28 protein-coding genes and 3 tRNA genes are annotated in these 26,207 nt (G+C 36.5%); 16 read left to right on the plus strand and 15 right to left on the minus strand.

Annotated elements, in window-relative coordinates; translation table 11 throughout:
- Complete coding sequence (locus tag CM19_RS05720; protein WP_048099465.1) at positions 1–783, plus strand: translation initiation factor IF-2 subunit alpha; 783 nt, start codon at positions 1–3, stop codon at positions 781–783.
- Positions 783–953 carry an RNA-protein complex protein Nop10 gene (locus CM19_RS05725; RefSeq protein ID WP_048099466.1) on the plus strand — a complete coding sequence of 57 codons (171 nt, stop codon included), beginning with the start codon at positions 783–785 and terminating at the stop codon, positions 951–953. Before CM19_RS05720 ends, CM19_RS05725 begins: the two co-directional genes overlap by 1 nt.
- On the opposite strand, the gene CM19_RS05730 is transcribed toward CM19_RS05725, so the two are convergent.
- Positions 950–3,229, minus strand: a complete 2,280-nt coding sequence (locus CM19_RS05730) for an STT3 domain-containing protein (protein WP_048099467.1) — start codon at positions 3,227–3,229, stop codon at positions 950–952. The two genes, CM19_RS05725 and CM19_RS05730, sit on opposite strands and share 4 nt — an antisense overlap.
- A 59-nt stretch (positions 3,230–3,288) precedes the next feature.
- A tRNA-Ile gene (locus tag CM19_RS05735) sits at positions 3,289–3,375 on the minus strand.
- A 415-nt stretch (positions 3,376–3,790) separates the two neighbouring features.
- Between CM19_RS05735 and CM19_RS05740 the strand changes: the two genes are divergently transcribed.
- From CM19_RS05740 to CM19_RS13080, 4 genes are all read left to right on the plus strand, one after another.
- Positions 3,791–3,866 (plus strand) — tRNA-Gly (locus tag CM19_RS05740).
- 472 nt (positions 3,867–4,338) lie between these two features.
- Positions 4,339–6,471 (plus strand): glutamate synthase-related protein, encoded by a 2,133-nt coding sequence (locus CM19_RS05745; protein WP_235185630.1) that lies wholly within the window; start codon positions 4,339–4,341, stop codon positions 6,469–6,471.
- The gene (locus CM19_RS05750; protein WP_048099469.1) at positions 6,468–8,417 is read left to right on the plus strand and encodes a class II glutamine amidotransferase; all 1,950 of its coding nucleotides are present in this window, start codon (positions 6,468–6,470) and stop codon (positions 8,415–8,417) included. The genes CM19_RS05745 and CM19_RS05750 overlap by 4 nt, the downstream gene beginning before the upstream one ends.
- An 852-nt stretch (positions 8,418–9,269) precedes the next feature.
- Entirely contained in the window at positions 9,270–9,434 is a 165-nt protein-coding gene (locus CM19_RS13080; RefSeq protein ID WP_160164869.1) for a hypothetical protein, read from the plus strand.
- A 500-nt stretch (positions 9,435–9,934) separates the two neighbouring features.
- Here CM19_RS13080 and CM19_RS05760 read toward each other — a convergent pair.
- The 11 genes from CM19_RS05760 to CM19_RS05810 form a co-directional block, all read right to left on the minus strand.
- A tRNA-Arg gene (locus CM19_RS05760) sits at positions 9,935–10,023 on the minus strand.
- Positions 10,024–10,067: 44 nt separating this feature from the next.
- Positions 10,068–10,406, minus strand: coding sequence for a transcription factor S (locus tag CM19_RS05765; protein ID WP_048099471.1), 339 nt, complete (start codon positions 10,404–10,406; stop codon positions 10,068–10,070).
- 25 nt (positions 10,407–10,431) lie between these two features.
- Positions 10,432–10,677, minus strand: coding sequence for a hypothetical protein (locus CM19_RS05770; protein WP_048099472.1), 246 nt, complete (start codon positions 10,675–10,677; stop codon positions 10,432–10,434).
- A complete protein-coding gene (locus tag CM19_RS05775; RefSeq protein ID WP_048099473.1) occupies positions 10,674–10,946 on the minus strand; it encodes a DNA-directed RNA polymerase subunit L in 273 nt (90 codons plus the stop codon). Before CM19_RS05775 ends, CM19_RS05770 begins: the two co-directional genes overlap by 4 nt.
- Positions 10,936–11,502 carry an exosome complex RNA-binding protein Csl4 gene (locus tag CM19_RS05780; RefSeq protein ID WP_048099474.1) on the minus strand — a complete coding sequence of 189 codons (567 nt, stop codon included), beginning with the start codon at positions 11,500–11,502 and terminating at the stop codon, positions 10,936–10,938. The genes CM19_RS05775 and CM19_RS05780 overlap by 11 nt, the downstream gene beginning before the upstream one ends.
- Positions 11,503–11,504: 2 nt before the next feature.
- Positions 11,505–12,503, minus strand: coding sequence for a diphthamide biosynthesis enzyme Dph2 (gene dph2, locus CM19_RS05785; RefSeq protein WP_048099475.1), 999 nt, complete (start codon positions 12,501–12,503; stop codon positions 11,505–11,507).
- The gene (locus CM19_RS05790; RefSeq protein ID WP_048099476.1) at positions 12,500–13,030 is read right to left on the minus strand and encodes a 50S ribosomal protein L16; all 531 of its coding nucleotides are present in this window, start codon (positions 13,028–13,030) and stop codon (positions 12,500–12,502) included. The genes dph2 and CM19_RS05790 overlap by 4 nt, the downstream gene beginning before the upstream one ends.
- Positions 13,031–13,032: 2 nt before the next feature.
- Entirely contained in the window at positions 13,033–13,311 is a 279-nt protein-coding gene (locus tag CM19_RS05795) for a KEOPS complex subunit Pcc1 (protein WP_048099477.1), read from the minus strand.
- Complete coding sequence (locus CM19_RS05800) at positions 13,301–14,314, minus strand: SSO0295 family DNA-binding domain-containing protein (protein ID WP_048099478.1); 1,014 nt, start codon at positions 14,312–14,314, stop codon at positions 13,301–13,303. The genes CM19_RS05795 and CM19_RS05800 overlap by 11 nt, the downstream gene beginning before the upstream one ends.
- Complete coding sequence (locus CM19_RS05805) at positions 14,283–15,227, minus strand: lysylphosphatidylglycerol synthase domain-containing protein (protein ID WP_052349464.1); 945 nt, start codon at positions 15,225–15,227, stop codon at positions 14,283–14,285. Before CM19_RS05805 ends, CM19_RS05800 begins: the two co-directional genes overlap by 32 nt.
- Complete coding sequence (locus CM19_RS05810; RefSeq protein WP_048099479.1) at positions 15,228–16,094, minus strand: HesA/MoeB/ThiF family protein; 867 nt, start codon at positions 16,092–16,094, stop codon at positions 15,228–15,230. It lies immediately after the preceding gene.
- Between the two features lie 65 nt (positions 16,095–16,159).
- Here CM19_RS05810 and CM19_RS05815 point away from each other — a divergent pair, with 65 nt between their 5' ends.
- Genes CM19_RS05815 through CM19_RS05860 form a run of 10 tightly spaced genes read left to right on the plus strand, consistent with a single transcriptional unit; the run spans position 16,160 to position 25,401 of the window.
- Positions 16,160–16,975 carry a transketolase gene (locus CM19_RS05815; protein ID WP_048099480.1) on the plus strand — a complete coding sequence of 272 codons (816 nt, stop codon included), beginning with the start codon at positions 16,160–16,162 and terminating at the stop codon, positions 16,973–16,975.
- Entirely contained in the window at positions 16,944–17,882 is a 939-nt protein-coding gene (locus CM19_RS05820; protein ID WP_048099481.1) for a transketolase family protein, read from the plus strand. Before CM19_RS05815 ends, CM19_RS05820 begins: the two co-directional genes overlap by 32 nt.
- A complete protein-coding gene (locus tag CM19_RS05825) occupies positions 17,879–18,940 on the plus strand; it encodes a chorismate mutase (protein WP_048099482.1) in 1,062 nt (353 codons plus the stop codon). Before CM19_RS05820 ends, CM19_RS05825 begins: the two co-directional genes overlap by 4 nt.
- Complete coding sequence (gene aroF / locus CM19_RS05830; protein WP_048099483.1) at positions 18,915–19,904, plus strand: 3-deoxy-7-phosphoheptulonate synthase; 990 nt, start codon at positions 18,915–18,917, stop codon at positions 19,902–19,904. Before CM19_RS05825 ends, aroF begins: the two co-directional genes overlap by 26 nt.
- Positions 19,901–20,941, plus strand: coding sequence for a 3-dehydroquinate synthase (aroB, locus tag CM19_RS05835; RefSeq protein WP_048099484.1), 1,041 nt, complete (start codon positions 19,901–19,903; stop codon positions 20,939–20,941). Before aroF ends, aroB begins: the two co-directional genes overlap by 4 nt.
- A complete protein-coding gene (locus tag CM19_RS05840; protein ID WP_048099485.1) occupies positions 20,932–21,723 on the plus strand; it encodes a shikimate dehydrogenase family protein in 792 nt (263 codons plus the stop codon). The genes aroB and CM19_RS05840 overlap by 10 nt, the downstream gene beginning before the upstream one ends.
- Positions 21,701–22,873, plus strand: a complete 1,173-nt coding sequence (gene aroC, locus CM19_RS05845) for a chorismate synthase (RefSeq protein ID WP_048099486.1) — start codon at positions 21,701–21,703, stop codon at positions 22,871–22,873. The genes CM19_RS05840 and aroC overlap by 23 nt, the downstream gene beginning before the upstream one ends.
- Entirely contained in the window at positions 22,846–23,616 is a 771-nt protein-coding gene (locus tag CM19_RS05850) for a shikimate kinase (RefSeq protein ID WP_048099487.1), read from the plus strand. The genes aroC and CM19_RS05850 overlap by 28 nt, the downstream gene beginning before the upstream one ends.
- Positions 23,606–24,778, plus strand: coding sequence for a 3-phosphoshikimate 1-carboxyvinyltransferase (locus tag CM19_RS05855; protein ID WP_048099488.1), 1,173 nt, complete (start codon positions 23,606–23,608; stop codon positions 24,776–24,778). The genes CM19_RS05850 and CM19_RS05855 overlap by 11 nt, the downstream gene beginning before the upstream one ends.
- Complete coding sequence (locus CM19_RS05860) at positions 24,775–25,401, plus strand: type I 3-dehydroquinate dehydratase (RefSeq protein WP_048099489.1); 627 nt, start codon at positions 24,775–24,777, stop codon at positions 25,399–25,401. The genes CM19_RS05855 and CM19_RS05860 overlap by 4 nt, the downstream gene beginning before the upstream one ends.
- Here CM19_RS05860 and CM19_RS05865 read toward each other — a convergent pair.
- Together CM19_RS05865 and CM19_RS13085 are read right to left on the minus strand one after the other, a co-directional pair.
- The gene (locus CM19_RS05865; RefSeq protein WP_171714783.1) at positions 25,388–25,669 is read right to left on the minus strand and encodes a Rieske (2Fe-2S) protein; all 282 of its coding nucleotides are present in this window, start codon (positions 25,667–25,669) and stop codon (positions 25,388–25,390) included. The two genes, CM19_RS05860 and CM19_RS05865, sit on opposite strands and share 14 nt — an antisense overlap.
- A gap of 215 nt (positions 25,670–25,884) precedes the next feature.
- Positions 25,885–26,028 (minus strand): hypothetical protein, encoded by a 144-nt coding sequence (locus CM19_RS13085; RefSeq protein WP_160164870.1) that lies wholly within the window; start codon positions 26,026–26,028, stop codon positions 25,885–25,887.
- Positions 26,029–26,207 lie beyond the last annotated feature (179 nt).

Consider the following 26,207-nt stretch of genomic DNA (forward strand, 5'->3'; position numbering starts at 1 on the left):
ATGATTTATAACAGGCACAGGTTACCTAGAGAAGGAGATATTTTAATAGCAACCGTAAAACAAATTTTTGATTACGGTAGTTATGTAACTCTAGATGAATATGGAGGAATGCAAGCTTTTCTTCCCTGGAGTGAGATTAGTACTAGATGGGTAAGGAATATTAGGGATGTGGTAAAAGAGGGTAGAAAGGTCATTGTTAAAGTAATTAGGGTAGATCAGAGGAAAGGCACTGTAGATGTTTCCTTAAAAAAAGTAAATGACGACGAGAGAAGAAAGAAAAATGCAGAATGGAAAAAAATTCAAAAAGTAGACAAGATCTTAGAAATAGTATCTCAAAAACTAGGTAAGACAGAGAAGGAGGCTTGGGAGCAAGTAGCTTGGAGACTAGAGGATAAATATGGAGATGTTTATATCGCTATGCAAAAGTCATCCAAGGAAGGAGAAAAGATCTTATTGGATGCTGGAGTACCAGAGATTTGGATTAAACCTATTGTAGAAGAGACTAGTAAATTTAGTGAGGAGAAGAAGGTAAAGGACAGTAAAATAATTTCTATTAGATGTAAGGATTCTCTTGGTATTGAAAAAATAAAGCACCTTGTAGATCTAGTAACTAAAACTAATGACGGTTTTTCGATAAGAGTATACACTATAGGTGCGCCTAGATACAGAATAGAAGTAGTAGGGAATGACCCCAAGGATGTTTCAGAAAAACTTACTAATGTTTTATCAATATTGGTGCAGGAAGGAAAGAAAGAAGGTCTTGAAGTAGGGGAGTCTAAATAATGGGATGGAAAATACGAAAATGTCCAAATGATGGGACATATACATTAAGGGATTACTGCCCTATATGTGGGAAACCAACCGTTTTTTCTCATCCACCGAGATTCTCTCCTGTAGATAAGTATGTAAAATATAGAATAGAGTTAAAAAAAGGGCATAAACTAGATTGTTAGCCATAAACATAAGTAGTGTTTATTATTGTCCCTGGTTGAACGAACTGATATATCATTACCATAATGTAAGTCTGATAGTCAGGTCCTGTAATCCAAGGATATAGAGATACATAAACTGGTTGGAAGTACATTAAGTGAACTGGTTCTAGTGGAGTTCCCGGAGTTCTTTGAATGCCTGAACTTGTTATAGATAAGGAACTACTAAACGGAGCTATTACTGGATATCCATTATATCCTTGAAGTGCTTCTATAAACATATTTGCGATAAGCGATTGGTAAGCCTTTTGTGTCCATGCGAAGGGATATGCGCTACCTACATAGCTTTCTAGTGTGCTTAACTCGCTTGCTACAGAAGGATTAGTTTGCGCTAAGGGAGCAAGAGAAGAGTTTAGACTTTCCTCTTCTTGAAGTATTAGACTAGAGTTTAGATACTCGCTTATTGGATAGCCAGCTATTACAGTCATTGCCCCAAAGGCTTTTCCGATGTCTCCTAGAGAAGTCGTATAGCCTAGGAATTCTCCTCCTAGATCAGTTGGATATCCGATAAACCACTCATCTCCAGTTGAGGAGTTAACTAGAGTCACGGCGTCATAAGCCACTATATAGGCGGGAATAGTATAATTTGGGCTTCCATATGGTGCTAAGTGGAAGTCTTTCTCTAATACTGTAGCTGCAAAAGATTCATTGTTGAGGAACATCTCAGCCATTAACTTAATTTGAGTTCCATTAAGTGTATTATTTTCATCAATCACGCTCCGATTTCCTATTACTTCTACCCAATATCCGTAGTCCCACCAAGACATTACAAACGAATGCTCTGGCGTCTTAGAATTTAACCAATCGAGTGCTGATACCCACGCATAATTGGTGATTGGATACGGAGATGCAGATGTTAGTATTTCATTTGGTTCGTAACTATAAACTATCGCTGCACTAGCATCTGCTACTAAAGAAATTCCTACTATTCCAAGAATTAGCAAAGGTATTAGCTTATTTCCATGCTCCCTAACCTTGTTTACGATAAAGTAGACTCCAATTCCAGCCAATGGAGCAATCATGTAAGCAGTATAGTTAAATAAATATGGCTGTTCAGAAGTTCCATAAATGCTAAGGACTCCTAATACAAGTAACCATAATCCCGCAAGACTACTTTGCCTTAATAAATAATACATTCCAACGATAGAAAGGAATAACGCTACTCCGAAATCTTGAATCATAGAAGTTATAGATTGGGGAATATACTCGGCTACGGTTCTGTCGATGGGTACTGTAAATTGGAAGAAAGGATTTACAATGGCATAGTATCTACTAGGAATTGGTGAAATACCTAAGAATGAAAGACCCAGTATCCCAATAACTATAATCAAGACAATAATTGCTGTTAGGATAAGCGTTCTAGACTCTGAAATTTCTCTAGGAATAATCTGCTTTAGATATACATCAAAGAAAAGTAAAGCTCCAATTAGCAGAAGGGAGAAACCATGAGCGAGGCCTGAGAAGAAGCCTATGCTATTTGGTGCAAATGATGTGAGGAATGCAGTTACTATAGCCATTAGTGTAAAAGACTTTGCTGTCGTTTCGTCATTTCTATTAAGTAATATTAGAAGAAATGCGCCAGCCAGCAGGCTAAGGTCTATATATGTAGATCCTCCCCAAGTTATTTCAGCTAAGAATAGCGGTACTCCTGCTATTGCTCCATATAGTGGTTTCTTTTTCTCTATTGCATAATTAAGAAGATAAATGGAGAAGAGGACAAACACACCACCCCAAGAGTCCTTTGGAAGTCCACCTATAATGTTCTTATAAGTTAGTGCTGGTGATACTGCAATTACGGCTGCAGCAATAAAGCCTGCAATTCTACTTTTTGTTATCCCACTTACGGAAATATACGCTGCTGCTACACCTAATCCAGCTAAGGCTATATCAAAGAATATTGTCACAGTATATACAGCATTAGCGCCAAATGCTGAGAAAAACGGCAAAGAAAATAATGCAACTAGGAATGGCAAACCTATTGTATCTCCTAGCTCTATAAAATATCCATAAGGAAACCAAGCATGAACGTCAGGAGGTACCGCATACCAGTTTCCATGTGCTTGGGCAATTAATAAGGCATTATAAAACAGGTACCACGAGTCAAATCCATTTATTGTAAGAGGATAGGACGCGCTTACACCTCTTATCAGAATTGATACTAGCGAGATGGCTGCGACAATTGTTGCGTCAACTATGTTACTCTTTCTCAGAATCGTTGAGGATTTTTTTAAAGATTGCATAAAGGTTTACTGAACGGTCTTAATATAAATCTTATTCCAAATACTCCCTTTTCGAATGATGGGCCCGGAGGGATTTGAACCCTCGACCTCCCGGTCTCTGGTAAGAATATCAGCCGGGCGCTATAACCATGCTAAGCTACGGGCCCTCTTACTTTAGTGTTTCTATATATTTTAAAATCTAACTTCGTATCTCTAGGTCATTGTAGAAAAATTAATTTTTAATATATTCTTTGAATTAAATGAGAATATAATACTTATTAGTATAAAGATCTGTCTTTAAATTAAGACCTTCATAACAATCTATCAAATTATTTAGTTTTTTGGTCTTTTATTTAATATTAATCACTTAAAAAGGAATTAATAACTTTTAAGAGAACATTATAAATTGTGATGATATATTACTCAATTTAATAAATTTTTCTGAAGAAAAATTTATGAGCTTCTTATAGTATACAAGAATTTTTATAACTTTTTCCTGGTTTTTTAACTCGAGATAGAGAACTGGACACATAATGTCGAAACAAAGTAAACTTTAAAGATAGGTTTCTCTAATTGATATGTGCGGTCGTCGTCTAGCATGGAATAGGACGTCAGCCTTCCAAGCTGATGATCCCGGGTTCAAATCCCGGCGGCCGCATATGTTGTTTTGTAATCTTATGTAAACCTAGAGACGAGTGGAGTAATTACATTGCGCATAGAAAAATAGTAGTATAATAGCTTTATTCCTCTAACTGTAAGCATAATTAATTATAATTAATGTAATTATTACGACATATTAATAACTAGTATCAATGTAGGTTATTACTTATATTTTTTCCAGTTTCTTAAAAAGGAGACTAGTTTGAATGATACACTATCTCTTTTTAACCTCTACCTTTTCATGCATGATTTAACAATGTTCATTATCTAACGTATAACCTTTAAAAACATTTAGCCAAACCCATAGTATAACATATCTATACGTTTCTATCAACTATTGATATGGAAAGATCGTTCCATTTAATTCTAAAGTTAAACCACTAATATCATAAGAAAAAACTCATTTTGACGTAGTTCATCTTCATAAACAAATATATAATAACTTTAACAAAATATCTCTGCGGTCTCATTTGATCATAAGAAACTACATACCTTTGCCTAAACAGACTGACTCTGAATTTTGGACATTAGAAAGAATTGAACATATCAGAAAGTTGGCTATAAACGGTTTACCTACTGAACTTCCAAGGAATAAGAATAGCCTAAGAATTTTAGATAAGATTCAATTTTTGAACATAGCTCAAGATCTAACTAATAATCCGAAAGCGAATCTACAGACGTATGTCGCTGGCATACCAATGTCGTCTCCCTTATATTTAGGGGATATGTCTTATGGTGCACTTAGCGGTAATCCAAATATAGCTATAGCAAAAGCTGCAGAATTGACAGAAACGTTAGCAGGAACTGGAGAAGGGGGATTACATCCTGAAGTAGCCAAGAGCAAAAGAATATTTGTTCAATGGGCTTCTGCTAGATTTGGAGTTGATATTGACACTCTATCTTCAGGTTTAGGTATAGTAATAAAGATAGGTCAAGGTGCAAAACCAGGAATAGGAGGTCATCTTCCTGGAAGTAAGGTAACTCATCCTATATCTAAAGCAAGGAGGATTCCTGAAGGTATAGATGCAATTTCACCTGCTCCTCATCACGATATTTACTCAATTGAAGACCTGGGGCAAAGAATAGAAGCTTTAAAAGAGGCAACAGGAAAACCAATTTTTGTTAAAGTAGCAGCAACTAATTATATTCCTTATATAGCCTCAGGTGTAGCTAGAATGGGAGCTTCTGGAATTATAATTGATGGTCATGGAGCAGGTACAGGGGCTACTCCTGAAGTAATTAGAGATAATCTAGGAATACCGACAGAGCTTGCAGTTGCTTCAGCAGATTCAACACTCAAGACGGAAGGTCTTAGAGAAGGCTTCACTATAATTGCAGCTGGAAGAGTAGCTGATGCCCTTGATGCAGCTAAACTTATTGCGTTGGGAGCTGATGTAGTTAGCGTTGGAACAGCTGCACTAGTAGCTATGGGCTGTGTTATGGTCCATAAATGTCATATAGGTTCATGTCCTACTGCTCTTACCAACAAAATAGATGGAACCAGAGATCTAGAAGTAGAATTTGGGGTTAAAAGTATGGTTAATTTCATAAGAGGTTTTAGTCTAGAATTAGCCAATATATTAGATAATCTGGGTATATCATCGATACAGGAACTTCACGGAAAAAGAGATTTACTTTTTGCAAAAGGACTTTCTAGAGATTTGATCGATATCTTAGGAATAAGAGGAGAAGCGGAAGAGATAAACCCCAAAATGGGCGAACTCTGGAACAAAAGGAGAAAGTTTCATCTTCATGAACTCATAAACTTAGGAGAACCTGTGATAACTAGCATGGGTAGTGTAGCTCCTCCAGATGTGGAAACTCCTGCAAGAATAGTTGATTGGCTTAGAGTAGACGGAGCGCAAGTTACTAGACCTTCTATAGATCCATATAGGGAGGAAATAGATACTAGTTTTCTTCTTAATAGAGGAAAAGTTTACCTCTCTCTTCCAGTTATATTTGACATAACTGGATCCCCTGAGGAGTTTTCTAGACCTCTTAGATGGGCAGCTTTAGCTTTAAGTTCTATGATATTCTCCCCAGAAACTCCTGAAGGGTTCGAGGATGTTTCGTTTACTTCCGATGGCAAAGGAGTTATGACGTGGAGTTATACTCCGTCAGAAGGGAAATACGTTATCGCTAGGTCTTTGGAGGAGGCAGAATCCTTGAGTAATGAAAAGGGAATTCCTGGTTTTATATTGGATGAGGATATTGTTGGAGAAGATCTAGAAGTTCTAGTATCTGAACTAGATACCAAATTAAAGGACTTAGGAATTAGAAACAAATTTGATATAATCGCTAAATCTTCAAAACTAAGAGATTCCGCAGATGTATTTAAGTTAGTATCTCTAGGTTCTGATGCTGTTATAATGCCTTACAAGGTGCTTGAAATCGCAATAGGTGAAGGAAGTAAGAGGGATTTAAGAGAAAGAGCCTTTAACTTAATAGCTGGGTTCAAGAAGGAGATTGCTTTAATGGCTGGTGCAGCAGGCATGTATGGTGTCCAATCTTCTCTTACAGGGAACAGAGAGATTTTGAGGGCAGTAAATCTGAACTCTTACATTGCTTCAAAAATTAGAGTAAGGCAGGCTGGTTCGCTATGATTTCACCATCTGGTTGCGGAGTTTTTGGAGTATTAAGGAAAAGGAATTCAGGAAAAATTAAGGGTAAGTTAGTAGTTAATGCAATTGATTCTGTAAGATATAGGGGTAGTGATAAAGGAGCAGGATTTGCGGTATTTAACCTTAATCGAAGGAATGAGTATTTAGTAAAAGCATTTTATTCAGGAAATTCACAGGAATTGGAAGAAGAGCTTAGAAGACAAGGGTTAAGAATTGAAGACAAGAGCTTAAAAGAAATAGGAGAAGTATGCGATTGTAACTTTCAGATAACGATATCTAGTGTAGCTTCTCTGAGGAAGGCTGTTAGAAATCTTAACGAAATAATGTGGAAAGATATGGAGGGAAGGGTGTATAGTGTTGGAAGGTCTCTTCAAGTATATAAGGGCGTTGGATATCCTAGCGATATAGCCTCACTTTATAACGTAAATGAGATGGATGGAGATATGTGGTTAGCCCATACTAGGCAACCTACTAATTCTCCAGGTCATTATCCCTATTGGTCTCATCCGTTTTCCTCGTTTGATATCGCAATAGTTCATAACGGAGATGTTAGCTCTTTCGGAGCCAATGTAGAGTTCTTGAGATCTCGTGGTTGGGAAGGCTTTGTAGGTACAGATAGTGAGGTAATGGCATTTTTATTTGAGGAATTAATAAATGATGGCTTAAGCGTAGAGGAAGCAGTAAAGATGCTGTTGAATCCACCACGAAGACAGAGGATATTGTCATCTCACGAAGATTACTTATATAGAAATGCGAGACTTGACGGTCCTTTTACTGCAGTGATAGGATATGATTCTGGAGACGATCTTTACCTTATTGGAATAGCTGACAGATCCAAGTTTAGACCAGCAATTATTGGGGAAGATGAAAATAACTTCTATATTGCAAGTGAGGAGACTCAAATTAGACTCTTTAATCCTAAGGCTAAAGTTTGGACTTTAACGCCTGGAGGATATTTCATTGCATCTCTTAATCGTGGTGTAATATCTTTAGGTCGTGATCCGGAGATCGTAAAAAATTACTCAATTCCTATTTTTATCCCAAGTAATTACGATATTGATGCTAGTAATGTGGGTTATAAAGATCTTAACAAAGAAATTCTAAATTTTGCTAAGATAAAAAGAGATATAACTATAGCTAACGTAATGGGACATAGGTTTATAGGCATTAATTTTCCTAGAGAAGGATTAACGTTAAGGCTATATGGTATTGTTGGGAACGCTATGGCAAATCTAAATGAGAAAAATATTTTTCAAGTTTATGGCAATGTCGCTGATGATTGTTGTGATACTATGCAAGGTGGTAAAGTAGTTATACATGGAGACGCTAGAGATGTGATTGGACAAGCAATGCAGGGAGGAAAGGTATTTGTAAAAGGTAATTCAGGAAACAGAGTAGGAATTCAGATGAGGGAATATCAAGATAGGAGACCATATTTAGTAATAGGCGGTGTCACAGATGATTATTTAGGAGAGTATATGGCTGGCGGGGTTATACTAGTTTTAGGAAAAGGAGTAAGAAGAGAACCTGTTGGTAACTTTGTAGGAACTGGGATGGTTGGAGGTAGAATTTACATAAGGGGGAAAGTAGATCCACTGAAGATAGGCCTACAACCAAATAAGTATGAGTTAACTAGGTTTTTAAAAGCGCTAGTAATGGAAGAGTTAATTACGCAGGAAGAATATCTAGAATATATAGATCGGCCATATGTAGAAATAATGAAGAGACTTCAAGGAGAGGCTAAAAAATACGCTAGAAGGATGTTTGAGGAAAAAATAGGGATACCAGACTATGAGTATAGGGAGCTTAACGAGGGAGAAATAAAGGAGCTAATGCCAATAGTAGAGGAATTTGAGGCAGATATAGGAGGAAAGTATAGCGATCTTTTAAGCGAGAAGTTTACCATAATTTCCAGTTCGAAGAAATGATTTTTCCTGGTTTTCAATTTACCAGAAAAGTACCTTTATCTTTTCTAAGAATATGTTTTTTAGTTAATTTATGATATTTATTTATGGAAATAGCTGTTAGACGTTGTTAACAGAGTTTTTACCTTAAACCTCCTGGTATAGATATGTGGGTCAGACGTCGATATGTAGGCCTAAGTTTAGGTTCAAAAAGGTCTTAGTATTAGGAGGGGTTTGGGCTTTACGGGCATCTATTGTCTTGTTCGTGAAACCCTTGGACTTTACAACGTTCTGAACAAAGATCATCATCGCGTTCCGCCCTCTTAGTGGGATAACTCCACCCACTAAGGTGTGAGGAAACCCATCCATCCTTAATTCCTTACCCTTTTTGTCCCTTCTTCAGGTCTATACACCAACATTTGGGGCTATTTATATTGTTTCTTTGTTAGTAAGTATTTTTGAAGGGAAAAAGTGTATCCAACAATTTTGTTTGGATAATATTTATCCAATTTTTGCTGATTTTAAGGGAAGGGGAGTAATACTTGGAGAAAATGAGGAAAGATGAAAACTCTCTGTTCCATTAACCAGATTATGTTAACTGTTCTAACATAAATAATTGTTTCCCCCACGTTTTTACACGCTTGAGGATAGCTAATTCCCTTGCATCATACTACCTTGCACTCATTTTACAAGATAAAACTACCACATAGTACAGCATATATACTACTACTTCCGCAAAACAGAGAAATACTTCAAGTAATTACAAAAACCAAGGAGGGTTGACGAGACAAAACGTTAATTGAAAATACTACTTATGGGTAATAGTTGATCTAGATACGAGGAAAGTGACAAGCTTCTACATAACGGGTTTGTGAAGTGGTATTAACGTGTACAATAGGCCAACTAGAGGAAGACATACTTTACACATACGATAAGGGACCTTGGTATAACATGCTGACAAGAGGTATCAAACACGAGAAATTCGAGATAAGGAACACGGTAGGACAAGCGTTTAGGATTGTAAAGCACAGGCTAGCATAGATAAACACTTCAAACCGAGGTCAACAAAGGAGACAATAACAAGGGATGAAAATATTCTTCACAATCTACAATGAATTGTATAAATTCATCTCAGAGAGGTGAAATAGTTAGATACATACGGGAAAATCATGAAATGCATAAAAATGTCATGATTAAAGTGAAACTGCTGATGATGGTATTGGTTGAAGGTGTTCATAGATTAAACGTTGGGGTAAATGTTCCTTTAAGATCGTGCGAACTCCCAACATTTTGAAGGTCTTCGTTGTGTTCTTTGGTAGAGTAAGTGGGTATATGTATTAATTATAATTTAAATTTTATCAATTTTAATATTTCATATTACATAAGCAAAATTTAACTCCTAATTTGGCATTTCGTTATTAATAATCCTAATAATAGACAGCCAAGTCATTAGTTTATCCATAAGCACCAACAAATTCAAAATTTTTATCATTATCAATATAATGTGTTTCTGGGCCCTTTACTGTTTAGCCTGCATGGTGTGGCGGACCCGGCGGGATTCGGACCCGCGACCACCGACTGACCTCCTACTTAGAAGGCCGGCGCTCTATCCTGGCTGAGCTACGGGTCCACAATACCTATACAAGAAGAAGATTAAATAAGATTTACTATGGGTTACTCATATTCCCTCCATACTTTTCCACACCTTGTGCATTTATAGAACCTTGTAGCAGGTTCATCAGCACTTCTTGTCTGAAGTATCCAAAAATAAGCCTCGTCGTTTTTACATGCTGGACATACAACTCCTTTTACTTTTTGAGCCCTTTCTGGAACTTCTTCATCAATAACTAAGATCTTTTCTGACTCGGCGTGCTGTACTTTTGTAGTTACTACGTCTTTTTTTCCTCCAGCATTAGCATCAATCTCGTAACCGCATTTAACACACTTAAGTACGGATTTGCCATTTATTCTTCTTGGAGTCATTAAGGAATTACACTTTGGACAGAACTTCATGTATATCGCCCGACAATAGCATAAACTACGATTTTATTTTATTTATTTTTTGCCCTACTCTTCTAATTATAAGATCGCATATTGTTTTCCTTGCTTGATCTGCTTTGATAGTAGAAACTTCCTGAAAGACTGTACTTTCCTCGAATTTCTTCTTTACGTCATCTTCAGTGAATCCAAAAAATATATGCTCTAAATAATTTCCTCTAAAGACACAAATCCCAAATATCCCATCATAATTCGAAAAAATGGCAGTTCTACTTTCCTCTTTCATATTTTAGATATCTCTGAAATAAATTTATTGTTATCCTCTTCAGCCATCTCTATTGCAGTTTTTAGTGCATCTAAAGGCTTTACCTTGCCGTCAGTTAATATTTTGAGTATTATATTAGTTAATAACGGATGAGGCTGAAAATAAGAGGCAAATTTTACTCCATTTATTCTCCTTAAATATCCAGCTAACAAGTTACCCAGGGTATGATCTTCTCCTTGTATCTCGAGTTCTAGATAAGAATCTGTAGACTTAAGGATCTTAACTTCCATTCCTTTTCACCATGTAATTTCCTATCTTTCTCTTTTCTACATTTCCACAGTTTGGACATTTTAAGTGTTCCTCATCAGCTTTAATCATTAAATGACCGCATATTGAACACGAAGCCAACACAACTCCTAAATCCTTTCCTTTTAGAGTTAAATACACTGGTGAGGCGAACGTAATTGGTTTAGCTCTTATTATATCTCCTAACTTGACAGCATCTGTAATTGTTTCTATATACTTTCCAGAAACTTGACTTACGTGAAGAATTCCAGATATTAATGTAACGAACTTATCCTCTATAGATGATATGTTAACTAACGCTGAATCCTCTTTTATGGATATTACAGTGCCATAGACATATCTAGCTTTTTTTAATCCGCTTATCGCTGATTTTTTTGTGGAAATTACGTTACTTCTTCTATTTATCATATCATAGAATACTTTTCCTACGGACGCAGATCTTATAAATCCGTCTTCTTCGTACGTATTTTCCCCTGGAATAAACTCTTCTATTACTCCTAGCTCTTCCCCTGGAAAAGTTATCTCTCCCTGAGTCCTCAATATTACCACGGGAATATGTAAGGTTCTAAGCTATTATTTATAACCATTTTAGCTTCCCCTGGAGTTAAAACAGGCTTCTCAAAGCTAAATAAGTCATCTGTAGGTAGTCTAGGGCATGATGTTACAATGTATGCGTCAACATATTTCCTGTCTATGTTCCTTAAAGTATCAATATTAAGTACCTTATTACTCATAATATATACAGTATTTCCTCTTTCTTTTAACTTCTTTTCCATATATTTTACCATCAAGGGTCTATTTTGACCTACTTTAATTCCCTGTATTATTATCCATGTTCTAGCGTCAAAAGCTTGCATAATTTTCGAATATCTTATCTTGAGGATTTTCCTAATTTCTTCCGTAAGATCTTCTACTTTCCCTGAATATGGATCAAGGTTTATTACTGGCTTGCCAGTTGTTAATCCTATTCCAATTGGATGAAACACTCCTCCTGATACATTTAAGTGTAAATCAACATCTTGTGGTATTGCCTTATAGTCGCAGCCTAATATTTGTCCGTCCATCATGAAAGGATTTGAGGGTTTTCCGATAATTATCCGAAAGTTATTCGTTAACCTTTCCTTAATTTCACTAAGTAAAGTAGAGTGCTGAATAGTGCTTGAAAGCGATATTACCTTAGGATTATATTTCCTAACCTTTCCTAAAATTTCATCTATCCATCTCTCATTAATTTCTATTTTGCTTGTTGTTTTTACGAAAAGAGTCGGAAACTTTGGATAATACCAAGTGTAAGGTGTGTGACCAAAATGAACAATTAGGTCTACTCCTAGAATTTGAGCTTCGTCTTCAGCTATATCGCACGCACCCCAACTAGGTTCTCCAGATATTATGAATTGAACATCTGGCAAAGATTTTTCTAGAGTTGAAACTATCTCAGTAGAAAAATATCTTAAACCTTCTGGAAATTGTAAAAGAACTTTCCTTGAACCTCTTTTCACTATTTCATTGATAATGAATTCTTGTTCAAAGAAATAACTCACTGACTTTTTGCCCCTACCTTAAGTGGAGAGACTATTATTTCTGTATCGATAGGTAATTTAGAGCTCGCAACCTTAAACGCTTTCTTGGCAAATTCCACGTGTTCCTTTTTAACTTTTAGAACCATTAAAGTATCTCCTTGTTTTAGTATTCTAGCCGCTGTACCTATGGGTTTTCCGAAAGATAATCTCATTCCGTCTTGCAGTCTATCAGCTCCAGCAAAAGCCATCATCTTATTTTCTCTAATGACGTGATGCGGATATTTTAGAACCCATAAGAAGAAGTCTGTTTCATTTCCAATCATCTTAGCAATCTGCTTAAACGCTATAACTCTAGCAGCTTCTAAAGCATTATGCCTTATTTGTCCAATTTGTTTTAGAATTAATTTAACTTCATAGTCATATTCTTTTCTAGGATCTCCCATAGTAAATTTAGTTATTTTTGGCATTGGAACTCCTGGTATGTATTCTTTCCTAGTATAAGGAGGCCCAGAGAAGTGCCTATAACATCTACCTGGTCTTAGAGGCATGACTAAACATGATCTTTCTTAGTATTTAAGCTATCTCTAATAGTGTTAGTAATTTTCATGCTCGCATCAATCTGCTGAAGTATTTCATCAGCAGTATTTCTTAGCGTTAGTAGGGAGCTGGGAGATTTGTACATAATTGAAATCTCAATTATGAGCCTATCTGAACTTGAAAAAGTTTTAATTTCCATGCCTTCTGGCAAGTTAACATTATCTACATTAAGACTCTCCTCTATTTCCTTAGCGAACTTTGTATCTATAGAGATAGTCAGTTTAAACTTCAACTTGCTTTAATCCCTCTTTCCCATCCATAAAAAATCTGGAGGTCAATAGCTCATTTTTTATCTTTATAGCTATAGGTTTTTCCTTCTTTATCTTTTGTAACTGTAAGAGAATTACTTGAGCTATTTTTGGTGATTTGAGATTACCTTCAACAATGTAAAACTTCTTATCTTCAGTTAAATCAAATGAAAATCCTTTGCTCAATTCATTTCTAAATTTTTCAATTAATATACTAAATATTGAAGGAGATAAGGCAGATTGTAAAATTATTTTAGAACCAACCACATCCATGAAATATGTTGTTACTATACCTAGTTCTATCAAGTCATAGTTTAAGTAAAAGACCCTGTCTGAGATTATATCATCTCTATTGACCTTCGAGTTAAACTTCATAATCAACGTTATTATCTTGAAAAGTAAGGTATTCAGCTGAGTTTCATTAAGTTCCTCTAATTTGGTTAGTTCATCTACACCTAGTTCTTTTACTGCTCTTATTGCGTTATCTCTATTTCCTGTAATTTCCGGAATGAAGAGATCAATTGACTCCATAAGGGAGAGAAATAGAGGTAGCTCCTTGTAAGAAGGTATTCTAAAGTTCTTCTCTATTGTTATTCCAAGGTTCTCAGCTTTTTTTAACATTGAAATTTCCCATTCAGTAAGTCTTCTCCTCTCTAGGAACACGCTACTTCCTATTCCAGCTAAGATTGGAAGGATATCTTCTGCTGTAAATGGCAAAACTGAGGTAAGAGCTGACTGACCTATAAATACTTCGGAATTGTTATACTTTATAGTTCTTCCTTGAGGAGTGATTGCAACTGTAACTTCACAATCAGTTGAAGAGAAAGATACTCCAGCTTGGGACTCCATGTACTTCAAAATTAGAGCTGAAAACATCATTGCGTCTGGGTCATAAGGAGTAGAAATGCAAATTTCCTTGTTTCTATTGATGCTTTCTATGAGCTTTTTAGCCTCTTCAGGAGAAGGGTCCTTGATGTAACTCTCCATCTCTTTTTATTTTATCAAGTTCCTTTTTAAGCTCATTAAGATCTATTTCTCTTATAAGGGAAAATCCAAGACTATAGGCAAAGAGTTGCAGTGTAACAATGTCAAATACTAGAGAAGGAGGAAGAAAGATTGCGAGAGCTAACTCAGATACGCCTGAGGCACCTGGTATAGGAATAAGAGTTGAAACGAAATAGCTCATTGCCACAAGTAAATCTAGGTAAACGTTAGGCAAAAGAGGGAAAAGTCCTAGAGAGAAAATAACATAACCTAAGATTGTAATCCCTAAATACGCGAGTGCCCTAGAAATACTTAGGGCAACTTTTATACTTTTCTTGGTCTTTTCTAGGATATAGTAATATTTATCCATTCTAAGTAGCTTAAGTAGATTAACCTCTATTTTTACAGTTTTACCGGCGGTAGAGTAGAGGTAAGCTATTCCAGTACTCCAGCCAACTATATTTCCTAAAGCTACAAGAATATAAATAACGTCTATTATGTAAAACCTAATTGGGAGTAGTGTAATAAAAAGGATACAGCCAGCTATAACGTCAAACGATGCTTCTGTAACTGACAAACTAAATCCTTCTACTAAGGCTTTTCCGTTACGATTGTAGACAATACTCCTTGTTAGCTCTTGCCCTGCCCATCCTGGAACAATTAGCCCCACTGCATATCCTAAAAATCTTGCCTTAAACGCTGTTTTAAGATCAGTATCTACTATTTTCTTATCTCTAAAAGACACTATTATGATTTGGGCGAAGTATCCACCTAAAAATGATAATATAGCTGAAGGATTAATCTTTTCCAGAGCCAAAACTATATTTAAGTTGAATATTTCAGAATATACTAGAAGGACAATTATAGGTAAAAATATCAACAGCCATTTCTTTTCTCTCATCTTTGACAAATCCATTCATACTCTTTTTTTAAAACACTTACTTCCATAGCATATTGTTAACCCATCCTGGGTCTTAGAAATCTTTATTTCTGATGAACTATCTTCTGACAGAGTCTCGTTACTTATTCTTGAAATGCCACAGCTCTGAGAAATATTTTCTTTAATGTAAATATATTCATGTAAAGCACATGCCTCACAGTTCGGATTCATATTTATTTTGACTTTTTCCATATTCATTGTTCTAAAGTCGAAGAGTATCATCTCGTCTTGGACTTCTCGTCTTAAGTAATTTAAATAAAGTTGAACCTGAAGTGAAGCCATAACAGTAGGAACGATGGAAGTAGTTCCAATTATCTCACATGAATTACTTCCTTCTCCTGGAGTCATAAAACATGATAAGCAAGAGGTTTTGCCTGGAACTATAAGCTTAACAGTTCCATATTCCCCAGAAATCCCTGCGTATATTAACGGAACTTTATTAGCTACACAGGCATCGTTTAGGATCAATCTATAATTTACACTATCTAGCGCATCAAACACAATATCTTTTCCTTTAACAATATCTAAGGCATTTGTTTGATCAACTATATCGAGGACAGCGTTGATTTTTACTTCAGAATTTATTTCCTCAATCTTTTCTTTGCATACTATAGCTTTAGGTCTCATCAAGTCTTTCTCCGTAAATAGATGAGTCCTGTGTAAATTAGACATTTCAACGATATCCGCATCAATAATAGTAATCTCTCCAACTCCTAATCTTCCTAATAGCTCAGCTAAAGAGCTACCTAAAGCTCCACATCCAACTACAGCTACTTTACTTTCCATTATTCTTTCTTGTACATCTATTCCGAGGGCGAGTAATTGCCTAGAATACCTCTCCATTCAAGTAACATAAAAGCTTAAAAAATAAGAAATTAGCTATTTTTGGGGGTTTTGATGTCCCACCAATGGGTGAGCGTGATGGAATTCCAATATCAATAGATGAGTTAAATAAAATGAAAGCAATAGCTGAAAGGGCTAGGAAAAACGTAATTAAGATGCAGTTCTATGATCAATCTGTACATGTAGGTTCTTCATTAAGCAGTATAGATATTTTGACTGTGCTATTGTTTAGGTATATAAGAGATAGTCAGGACAAGATAAACAAAGACTGGTTAATCTTAAGCAAAGGTCATGCAGCTCCAGCTCTTTACTCTGTTCTACATGAAAAAGGATTGATTAAGGAAGATGAGCTGTGGAAGATACAGTCAATAGACGGTCTGTTACAAGGTCATCCAGAGATCTTTATCCCTGGTGTTGATATGTCTACCGGAAGCTTAGGCCAGGGTCTAAGTTTCGGTATCGGAGTGGCTACAGGTATAAAGATGGCAGGAGGAAGCGGAAGAGTGTTTGTTATGATGGGGGATGGAGAACAGGATGAGGGAGAGATTTGGGAAGCGATGACTCACGCAATTGCTAGAAAACTAGATAATCTTATCGCATTCATAGAAATTAACGGATACCAATTAGATGACAGCACTAGTAATGTAAAGCCTAAAGAGTTTCTAGAAGAAGTATGGAGAGCAGTAGGTTGGAGAACTTTCTCTTGCGATGGCCATGATATCTTAAGTATAATTAATGCAGTGGAGGAAGCTCAAAAGGCAAAAAAACCAGCAGTAATATTCGCTAAAACCTTAAGAGGAAAAGGATTTACACCTATAGAAAACTCAAAGAAGCAAAGGGCGACGCCAGATGTTACGAGGGAGTTTCTCTTCAGCTCGTGAAGCTTTTGGTAAGACTCTTACCAAGCTAGGAGAAGACGACAAAAATATCATAGTGATTACAGCTGATGTTGGAGATTCTAGTAGAGCATCCTACTTTAAGGAGAAACATCCCGATAGATACTTCAATGTAGGGATTTCAGAACAAGATATGGTTAACTTTGCCGCCGGACTTGCAACTGTAGGTAAAAAACCAGTAGTTGTTGACTTCGCCATGTTTGCTATGAGAGCCTGGGAACAAATAAGAAATACAATAGCTAGAATGAATGTCAACGTAAAGATAATGGTCACACATTCCGGTTACAGCGATAGTGGAGATGGTTCTAGCCACCAAGCATTAGAGGATATAGCTCTTATGAGAGTTTTACCTAATATGACTGTAGTAGTTCCAGCTGATGCAGCAGAGGTAGAGAGAAGTTTGCCAGAGGTACTTAAACTTCAAGGTCCTTTATACTATAGGATAGGCAGAGATTACTCTCCTCCTATTACTTCCTCCATGGACTATAACTTTCAGATCGGTAAGGCTACTGTTCTAAGAGAAGGAGATGACATAGCAATTATGGGAGCCGGAGTTCTCCTTTGGGATGCATTGAAGGCTGCAGAAGAATTAGAAAAGATGGGAATTTCGGCAGCTGTTATCAATGTTAGTACTATCAAGCCAATAGATGAGCAAGCAATAGAATATTATGCAAGAAAAACTGGTAGAATAGTTACAGTTGAAGAACACAGCATATATGGAGGAATAGGTTCAGCTATATCTGAGGTCGTAGTAAAGAAGTATCCAGTACCAATGAGGTTTTTAGGTGCAACAGGATATGGTAGATCTGCAAGAAGCCAAAGAGATTTACTAGATTATTTTGGACTAACTCCTAAGTCGATAGAGAGTCTAGTTTTAGAGTTGATCAGATGAATGAAATAGAGGATTTAAGGAAAAAGATAGATGAAATAGACGAAAGTATAATAAGACTTTTATTTTCTAGATTTCAGATTTCTTCACAAATTGGGAAAATAAAAAAAGAAAGAGGGCTACCTATTACGAATGAAGAAAGGGAAATAATTGTTAGAGAAAAGTGGTTGCAGAAAGCTAAACAGTTAGGTTTTCCTGAGCCCTTTATAGACTCTATTCTCAACCTTCTCTTCTCTTATTCTAAGACATTTCAAATATATCCCAAAGAGAAGAGGAGAGTTGTTGTTATAGGTTATGGTGGGATGGCTAAATCCCTTTCCTCCCTTTTAAGCTTAGCAAAACAAGAGGTAGTAATAACTGGAAGGGATAAGGATAAGGCAGAGAGACTAGTTAACGAATTTAATCTTGTCTATATGGATCCGCAAAATGCTATAAATTGGGGAGACTTCATTATTTTTACTTTGCCTCCAAACGCAATCTTTTCGGATTTTTCCAATAAATTGATGTCTTATGCAAAAGGAAAAATAATAAGCGATATATCATCAACAAAAAGTGGCACTTTTGGTAGGATTGAAGAACAATCAATAAAATATGGCTTTTCCTACGTATCTTTGCATCCCCTTTTTGGTCCTTATCTTTTTCCTGTAGGCGAAAAGGTTGTGATTATTCCTTCAAGAACTTCATCTAATGAATGCATTTCAAAAGTAGAAAGTTTTGTTGAAGATCTTGGATTAGTTCCAGTGAGATCTACGGTAGACGAGCATGACAAAGCTATGGCAGTAGCTCAAGTTTTACCCCATTTCTACCTTTTGGCATTAAGCTTAGGAATAGAGAAACTATCTAAAGAGCTTGGAATAGACTATGAGAAATTCAAGACTACTAATTTCAAGGAAGTACTACGGCTAATAGAAAGATTAAACAGTATAAAGGGCGTGGTTCTTGAGATACAGAAAACAAATCCATATTCACAGATGGCGAGAGATACTGGATTGGTAGAATTAAATAACCTTTTCTCTGAATTAAAGGGAGATAAAAATGATTCTATTCGTGGTAAAGGGTAACGACTCTCTTCTTCTAGAAAAGTTAAATAGCTCCTCAGCATCATATAAAAAGCTAAATCTCTACGGTAAAGAAGTAATCCTAGCATGGCCAGACACTGAAACAGAAACAATAGACGATCCAGCAATAGAAATCAAGGTAAAAGTAAAGGAACCATATCCATTAGTTAGTAACAAGTGGAAGAAAGAACCCACACGAGTTAGAGTTGGAGATGTCGAAATAGGTGGAGATAAGATTGTTGTGGCAGCTGGACCATGTGCGATCGAAAATGAGGAACAAGTTATAACAGATGCTAAAGCTATAAAAAGTTCTGGAGCCTCCATTCTTAGAGGAGGAGCGTATAAGCCCAGAACTAATCCGTATTCCTTCCAAGGATTAGGAGAGAAAGGAGTTAAGCTTTTGAGAAAAGCCGGAGACGAAGTTGGTCTTCCTATAGTTACTGAGATAATGGATACTAAAGATATAGAACTATTCAGAAATTATGTTGACATGATACAGATAGGAGCCAGAAACGCTCAGAACTTTAGTTTGCTTAAAGAAGTAGGAAAGCTTGGAAAGCCGGTCCTTCTTAAAAGAGGACTAGCAAATACTGTAGATGAATGGTTGCAAAGTGCAGAATATCTTCTCTCTGAAGGAGATGGAAATGTAGTGCTTTGTGAAAGAGGAATAAGAACTTTTGAGAAAGCAACAAGGTTTACCCTTGACGTAGGTGGGATGATCGCAGCTAAGCTCATGACGCATTTACCAATGTGTGCGGATCCGAGTCATCCTGCAGGTAAAAGAGAGTTAGTTCATTCTCTTGCATTAGCTTCAGTTGCAGCTGGAGCCGATATGCTACTCATTGAGGTTCATCCAAATCCTGAAAAAGCATTAAGTGATTCTGAACAGCAATTAACCCCAGAGTCATTTGCACTACTTATGGAGAGAATAAAAGCCTTAGCGTCTGCTATAGGTAGGTCAGTATGAGAAATTTATCGGAGAATATATGTTGCTCTTCAGTAAATGTAATAATCGGAGAAAGAATAGAGGATTTCTTATCATCTATTCATGGGAAAAAGATAGCTGTAATATACTCAAAAAATCTTAGATTAAATCCTAAGGCCGATTTAGTATTGCCGGTTGAAGATGGAGAAGAGACAAAGGATATAAACAATGTTTTAGTATTAGTAAAAAAATTATTTGAAGCCGGATTTGATAGAGGAGATTACGTTATTGCAGTAGGAGGAGGAACCGTATTAGATATGGTAGGCTTTGCCTCGTCAATCTACATGAGAGGACTAAACCTAGTTAATGTTCCTACGACGTTATTAGGAATGGTAGATGCAGGCATTGGGGGTAAAAACGGTGTTAATTTTTCGGGAATAAAAAACGTATTAGGTACTTTTTATCAGCCGTCAACTATACTAGCCGATTTAGGCTTTCTTGAGACCTTACCTAAGGAAGAGATTAGAAAGGGATTAGCTGAAGTGATAAAGTACGGGATAGTCCTAGATAAGGAACTTTACGACTATCTTTCTATTCATGAGAACGAAATCTTATCTAAGGAACCAGTTGCAATGGAGGAGATTATATATAAGTCTATAAAGGACAAGTTAACCATTGTAAAGCAGGATGAAAGGGAGACAAAGGGAATTAGGATAGTTCTAAACTTCGGGCATACAGTAGGTCATGCGATAGAAGCCGGTTCTGGTTTTAAGATTCCCCACGGTCATGCAATATCTGTAGGTATGGTGTGTGAGTCCAAGATCGCTGAAGAAATGGGATACTCAGAAGAAGGAGTAGTAGAAGATACAATCTGGTTGCTTCAACTCTATGGACTTCCATTATCTGTGGATAGACTTGGATTTCCAGTTTCTAAGGAAATTGCCATTTCTTCAATTCAACATGATAAAAAGATTAGAGGAAGCAAAGTTATGATGCCTTTTCCTACTAGAATAGGAGAGTGGAAAGCTGTCGATGTACCTCTAGACACTCTAATGGGGTTTGTATCTCAATGTTTATAGATTACAAAACAAAACTCTTTGCAATAGTTGGAAAAAACATTAGTTATACTCTTTCTCCAGCAATACACAATTTTGCCTTCGAGAAAATGGGAATAAACGGAGTATACTTAGCGTTTGATATAAAAGACCAAGATAAATTCGACAAAGGGATAGAAGGAATCCTAGAGGTTAGTGAGGGAATTAACATCACTATACCTTACAAAGAAAAGATAATTCCGCACTTAAACAGTTTGGACAAGAGTTCAGAAGAAATAGGTGCCGTGAATACTGTATATAAGGAAAGAGGGTATAATACTGACTATATTGCGGTAAGGAAGCTAATTTTAGAGTTATCTAGAGGTAAAGTAGATGCGTTAGTTCTTGGTGCAGGAGGTGCAGCTAAGGCAGCATCTTATGCTATAGGTAGTCTTGGAGGGAAAATATATATCATAAATAGGACGGTAGATAAAGCTAGGAATTTAGTTAGCTCATTAACGAGGTTGGGATACGATGCAACCGTAGTTAAGGGTTGTGACTTAAAATTTGATCTTGTGGTCAATGCGACTCCAGATCCTTCTTCATTTCCTAGCGAGTGTATAAAAGGAGAAATTGCATTGGACTTCGTGTATCACCCTGTTATTACTCCATTTTTGAAAATGGCTATGGAAAGAGGCCTGAAGACCATCGACGGACTAAGAATTTTAGTATCTCAGGCTATTGAAGCAGAAAAGATTTGGTTTGGAAAGTCAATAAACGAAGAGGAAGTGGTGAATTACTTATATGCCAGGAAACTCGTTCGGTAACTTATTTAGGGTAACCACATTTGGGGAAAGTCATGGTCCTGCAGTAGGGGTAATAATTGACGGAGTCCCTGCAGGGTTGCCACTTACAACGGATGATATAAAGTTTGAACTATCGTTTAGAAGGCCTGGAAGATCTTTAGTTTCAGGTAGGAGAGAAAAAGATGAACCAGAGATCTTAAGTGGAGTGTTTGAGGGTAAGACAACAGGATCTCCAATTGCAGTAGTAGTGAGAAATTCTGATGTAATATCTTCTTTATATGAAGAAATTAAGTACAAGCCAAGGCCTGGACATGCTGACCTTCCATTTATTATGCGTTTTGGTTATGAGAACTGGGATTATAGAGGGGGTGGGAGATCAAGTGCAAGAGAGACTGTAGGAAGAGTAGCAGCTGCAGCTATAGCTAAGAAGCTACTAATGATTTCCGACACACTAGTCGGTGGGCATCTTATAGCTCTTGGCCCAATTAAACTAGAAGAAAAAGTAGATTTTAACTCAATACTTTGCTCTAAATATAGTTTGGTAAGAGCTAGTACACCTAACTTGGAAGAGAAATTCAAAGAACTTATAAAACAGGCAACAATTGAAGGAGATAGCTATGGAGGTATTGCGGAAGTAGTTGTCAATAATCCTCCTATCGGAATTGGTGAGCCAGTCTTTGATAAAATTAAGGCAGATTTAGCTAAAGCTATACTTTCTATACCAGCAGTTGTTGGTTTTGAATATGGGTTAGGTTTTAAGGCTGCCGAAATGAAGGGAAGCGAGACTAATGATGAAATAGTGAATAAGGAAGGTAGGTTAGGATGGAAGGAAAACAAATCTGGAGGAATTCTAGGAGGAATAACGAATGGTGAGCCAATAGTCTTTAGATGCGCGTTTAAGCCAACTAGCTCTATAAGGAAACTGCAGAAAACTGTTGATTTAAGGACTGGGGAAGAAACTACTATTTCTGTTATAGGAAGACATGATCCTGCTGTCGCTATAAGGGGAGTGTCTGTAGCTGAAGCAATGGCTGCCTTAGTATTAGTCGATCATTCAATGAGGTCAGGTATTATTCCGTTAGTAAAGTTAAGCAGAGAACAAGCTACCGGCATTCAAGAACGTTGGGAGAGGTATGTTAAAGTATGCGGGCATACGGCGGAATCTCGGTAGTTAATGCGTTACCCTCATGGTACGGTTCTTCGATGGCAATAGATCTTAAGGTAGATGTGTCTATAGAACCAGGAAAATATAAAGGAGATAGTTCATTAATTAAGGAAATTGTTAGATTTATTAATGAGAAATATGGTATTAATTTTGACGTAAAGATTAATTCTGAGATACCTCAGAAGAGTGGACTTAAGGGAAGTAGCGCAGTCTCTGTTGCCTTGCTTGCAGAAGTTAGCAAAAAATATGATATACAGATTGATATTCCAAAGATGTCTGCAATACTCTCAATAAAGGCAGGAGTCTCATTTACGGGTGCACTAGATGATGCAATATCCTCATACTTTGGCGGTATTTCATATACGTATAATAAGGGATTTGAAGTTATAGGAAAGGCTAATCCACCAAAGGATATAGCTATTTTAGTCTTGCCTCAAGGGAATAGGCCTAATTTTAATCCGTGGGCATTCAGGAATTATTCAACCCTTTTTAGGGAGTTCTTTAGAATATCCTTAAATGATCCATTGAAAGCAATGAGGTTAAATGGAATCGCTGTAGGAGAAATACTAGGATATTCAATGAATATAGTTGATGAGTTGTTGAGAAAAGGAGCTCTTGCTGCTGGAATCTCTGGAAATGGCCCTTCTTATTTTGCAGTTACTAAGGAGGGAGATGAAGGACCTGTAATAGAAGTATTAAATACCATGGGTAAAGTGATTGTAACTAGGGCAGTTACCCTTGAAGGTTAAAGTTCATCCTTCCTTAATTGAGGGCAAAATAAAGGCTCCTCCTTCCAAGAGCATAGGGATAAGACTGATATTCTTATCGCTTCTGACTAAAGTTAATATAAAGATTGAAAACCCTTCAGATGATATTAAGGTTGCACTTGAGGCAGTCAACGCGATTAAACAAGGGAGAGATTACATATATCTTGGCGGTTCAGCTACCGCGTTGAGGATGTTAATTCCAATAGTTTCAGCATTAGGAAAGAAGGTTACTCTTGATGGAGACGAAACACTTAGGAGAAGACCTCTCGTAACAATATTTAAAGCATTAAAGGGAGTAAAGTTCTCCTCCACTTCACTCCCTCTTACTTTAGAGGGAAAGCTTGAAAAAGAAATAGAAATAGATGGATGGGAAAGTAGTCAATATATTTCTGGTCTAATATATGCCTACCATATTCTAGGTGGAGGCATGATAAAGATAAACCCACCACTATCTTCGACAAGTTATATAAGAATGACAATTGATGTATTCAATAAACTAGGTTCAGACGTAAAAATGGAAGATAACATTATATACGTAAATCCAGGAAACCTTGAACAGTACAATGGGTATGTTCCAGGAGATTTTGCCTTAGCATCGTTTTATGCTATAGCATCTTTGTTAACTGGAGGAAAATTAGAAATAACAGGGCTTTATGAACCTCCTAACTACTTTGGAGATCATAGCATTGTTAAGATTCTTTCAAAAATGAATGCCAAGAGTTTCTATAGTGGCTCATGGATTATTGAATCCAGTCCGATATATTATCCGGTAACGGTTGACGTTAATGATGCTCCCGATCTTGCTCCATCAATAGCTACAATAGCTTCAATTGCTAAAGGTGTATCAGAACTTAAAGGAGTTGAAAGACTTAGAATAAAGGAAAGCGATAGAATATCTACTATTATTTCAACTCTTAAATCATTTAACATTTGCGCTTCCTATAAGGAATCTATCATAGTACACGGTGGAAAGCCCCAGTTTGCTTCTATAGTTTGTCCAAAAGATCATAGGATAGCTATGATGGGAGGAGATCTTTCGCTACTTAGCGGTGGGGAGATAGAAAAAGCTGAATGTGTGAACAAAAGCAATCCAAAGTTCTGGGAAGACTTAATAATGCTTGGAGGCAAAATAAACATTGCATGAAGCCTTTAGTAGTAGCTTCTTTGCCTATTAGGACAAGGGCGGATTTCAGTAAGGTTGATCAAATAAATTCTGATTTAGTAGAGTTAAGACTAGACTATATGAATGAACCGTATGTTGATACTGATTTCATTAAAGGGCATTTAAGGAAATTGTTGGTAACAATTAGAGATAAAAATGAAGGAGGTGTAAATCCCATTAGCGACGAGTTGAAAAGGAAAATTTTAAGATCGCTTGATGAACTAGGAGTACTTTATGATGTTGAGGCATCTTTCTTAAAGAGGAATAATGTTAACTATAAGGGAAAAGTAGTTTCTGTACACTACTTTAATACAGTGCCTAATTTCCAAGAGGTAAAGGAAATCTTGGAAAAATACAGTAAAGACGCTTTTACAGTAAAGGTAGCAATAACAGGTAAAGATAACTATAGGGAATTTTTAGGTAAGGTCTCAAGTTTTGATAATGTTACAATAGTTCCAATGGGTGTAGATCCAATAGAAAGGATAGCCTTTTCGTTGTTGAACTCGAAACTAATTTATGCCCATGCAGGAGAATCAACTGCTCCAGGTCAGATGGATTATTGCACAGTTAATAGAATTCTATCATGTATATTTAACTCGAAGTGATTTTTAATAAATTTCCATCTGTAATTACCTTAAAGATTTTTAGTGATTTCTTTGAGGCACCCTTTATTGGTTTTCCATCTAAAATGGAAAAGTGAGAGAAGTGACATTGACATACAATCTCTTCTCTTATTAGGACTCCATATTTTTCCAAATCACAACCTAAATGTGGACATTTTGCTTCAGTCGCAATATATTTATCTCCACCGAGATATATGAGTAAAACTTCCCCCTCTTCTGTTTTGATCTTTTTCTTTTCCCCTGGCTTCATTTCTGGTTTAGCTATCGCAATCAATGGATATCCCAATTAAGGAGAGATATATACACGGATAAAAAATTCTATTATGAATTACCCTAACATAAATGTCTGGGCTTCTACTTCATCGTTAATTCTTGCCTTGGTCAAGGTCAAGGGGTCAACTTCACAGGATCTAATGTGACTCCCACTACCGCGGAAAAACGTTTAGAAAACCAAATAGAAAACGGTCAGGCGTTATAACAGCACCTTTTACAGACGAAAGTCCTCTGCGAAAGAGGAATTTCATTTTTCCATGTAACCACAACGTGAATAAGTTCTAGAGTAGTTGCAGGATTAACCAATTTCACCTCTTCCCATTCTTCATCTATCAAGTGAATATCTCCTCATCTCGTAAAAACCGATGTCAGTAAGTGAAGGTAAAAGAGACTTATAGAACGTGAAACAAGTTTTTACTTAACTTTTTATATTCTCCATAGCCAACGTGTTATAGTTCTTAGCGTTATACTTCCCTATCTCGAAGTTAAGTCACGAAGGAAGCTAACTTGATTCA

Source organism: Candidatus Acidianus copahuensis (assembly GCF_000632495.1).
Classification (GTDB): domain Archaea; phylum Thermoproteota; class Thermoprotei_A; order Sulfolobales; family Sulfolobaceae; genus Acidianus; species Acidianus copahuensis.

What these genes read in the sequence shown, in the direction of transcription:
- CM19_RS05865 (WP_171714783.1), bottom strand. Translation starts at nt 25,669, where the DNA reads ATGAAGCCAGGGGAAAAGAAAAAGATCAAAACAGAAGAGGGGGAAGTT.
- CM19_RS05860 (WP_048099489.1), top strand. Translation starts at nt 24,775, where the DNA reads ATGAAGCCTTTAGTAGTAGCTTCTTTGCCTATTAGGACAAGGGCGGAT.
- CM19_RS05810 (WP_048099479.1), bottom strand. Translation starts at nt 16,094, where the DNA reads ATGGAGAGGTATTCTAGGCAATTACTCGCCCTCGGAATAGATGTACAA.
- aroB (WP_048099484.1), top strand. Translation starts at nt 19,901, where the DNA reads ATGAGAAATTTATCGGAGAATATATGTTGCTCTTCAGTAAATGTAATA.
- CM19_RS05840 (WP_048099485.1), top strand. Translation starts at nt 20,932, where the DNA reads ATGTTTATAGATTACAAAACAAAACTCTTTGCAATAGTTGGAAAAAAC.
- CM19_RS05820 (WP_048099481.1), top strand. Translation starts at nt 16,944, where the DNA reads ATGTTACGAGGGAGTTTCTCTTCAGCTCGTGAAGCTTTTGGTAAGACT.
- CM19_RS05805 (WP_052349464.1), bottom strand. Translation starts at nt 15,227, where the DNA reads ATGGATTTGTCAAAGATGAGAGAAAAGAAATGGCTGTTGATATTTTTA.
- aroC (WP_048099486.1), top strand. Translation starts at nt 21,701, where the DNA reads ATGCCAGGAAACTCGTTCGGTAACTTATTTAGGGTAACCACATTTGGG.
- CM19_RS05730 (WP_048099467.1), bottom strand. Translation starts at nt 3,229, where the DNA reads ATGCAATCTTTAAAAAAATCCTCAACGATTCTGAGAAAGAGTAACATA.
- CM19_RS05725 (WP_048099466.1), top strand. Translation starts at nt 783, where the DNA reads ATGGGATGGAAAATACGAAAATGTCCAAATGATGGGACATATACATTA.
- CM19_RS05825 (WP_048099482.1), top strand. Translation starts at nt 17,879, where the DNA reads ATGAATGAAATAGAGGATTTAAGGAAAAAGATAGATGAAATAGACGAA.
- CM19_RS05800 (WP_048099478.1), bottom strand. Translation starts at nt 14,314, where the DNA reads ATGGAGAGTTACATCAAGGACCCTTCTCCTGAAGAGGCTAAAAAGCTC.
- CM19_RS05790 (WP_048099476.1), bottom strand. Translation starts at nt 13,030, where the DNA reads ATGCCTCTAAGACCAGGTAGATGTTATAGGCACTTCTCTGGGCCTCCT.
- CM19_RS05750 (WP_048099469.1), top strand. Translation starts at nt 6,468, where the DNA reads ATGATTTCACCATCTGGTTGCGGAGTTTTTGGAGTATTAAGGAAAAGG.
- aroF (WP_048099483.1), top strand. Translation starts at nt 18,915, where the DNA reads ATGATTCTATTCGTGGTAAAGGGTAACGACTCTCTTCTTCTAGAAAAG.
- CM19_RS05770 (WP_048099472.1), bottom strand. Translation starts at nt 10,677, where the DNA reads ATGAAAGAGGAAAGTAGAACTGCCATTTTTTCGAATTATGATGGGATA.
- CM19_RS05815 (WP_048099480.1), top strand. Translation starts at nt 16,160, where the DNA reads ATGGGTGAGCGTGATGGAATTCCAATATCAATAGATGAGTTAAATAAA.
- CM19_RS05775 (WP_048099473.1), bottom strand. Translation starts at nt 10,946, where the DNA reads ATGGAAGTTAAGATCCTTAAGTCTACAGATTCTTATCTAGAACTCGAG.
- CM19_RS05850 (WP_048099487.1), top strand. Translation starts at nt 22,846, where the DNA reads ATGCGGGCATACGGCGGAATCTCGGTAGTTAATGCGTTACCCTCATGG.
- CM19_RS05720 (WP_048099465.1), top strand. Translation starts at nt 1, where the DNA reads ATGATTTATAACAGGCACAGGTTACCTAGAGAAGGAGATATTTTAATA.
- CM19_RS05765 (WP_048099471.1), bottom strand. Translation starts at nt 10,406, where the DNA reads ATGAAGTTCTGTCCAAAGTGTAATTCCTTAATGACTCCAAGAAGAATA.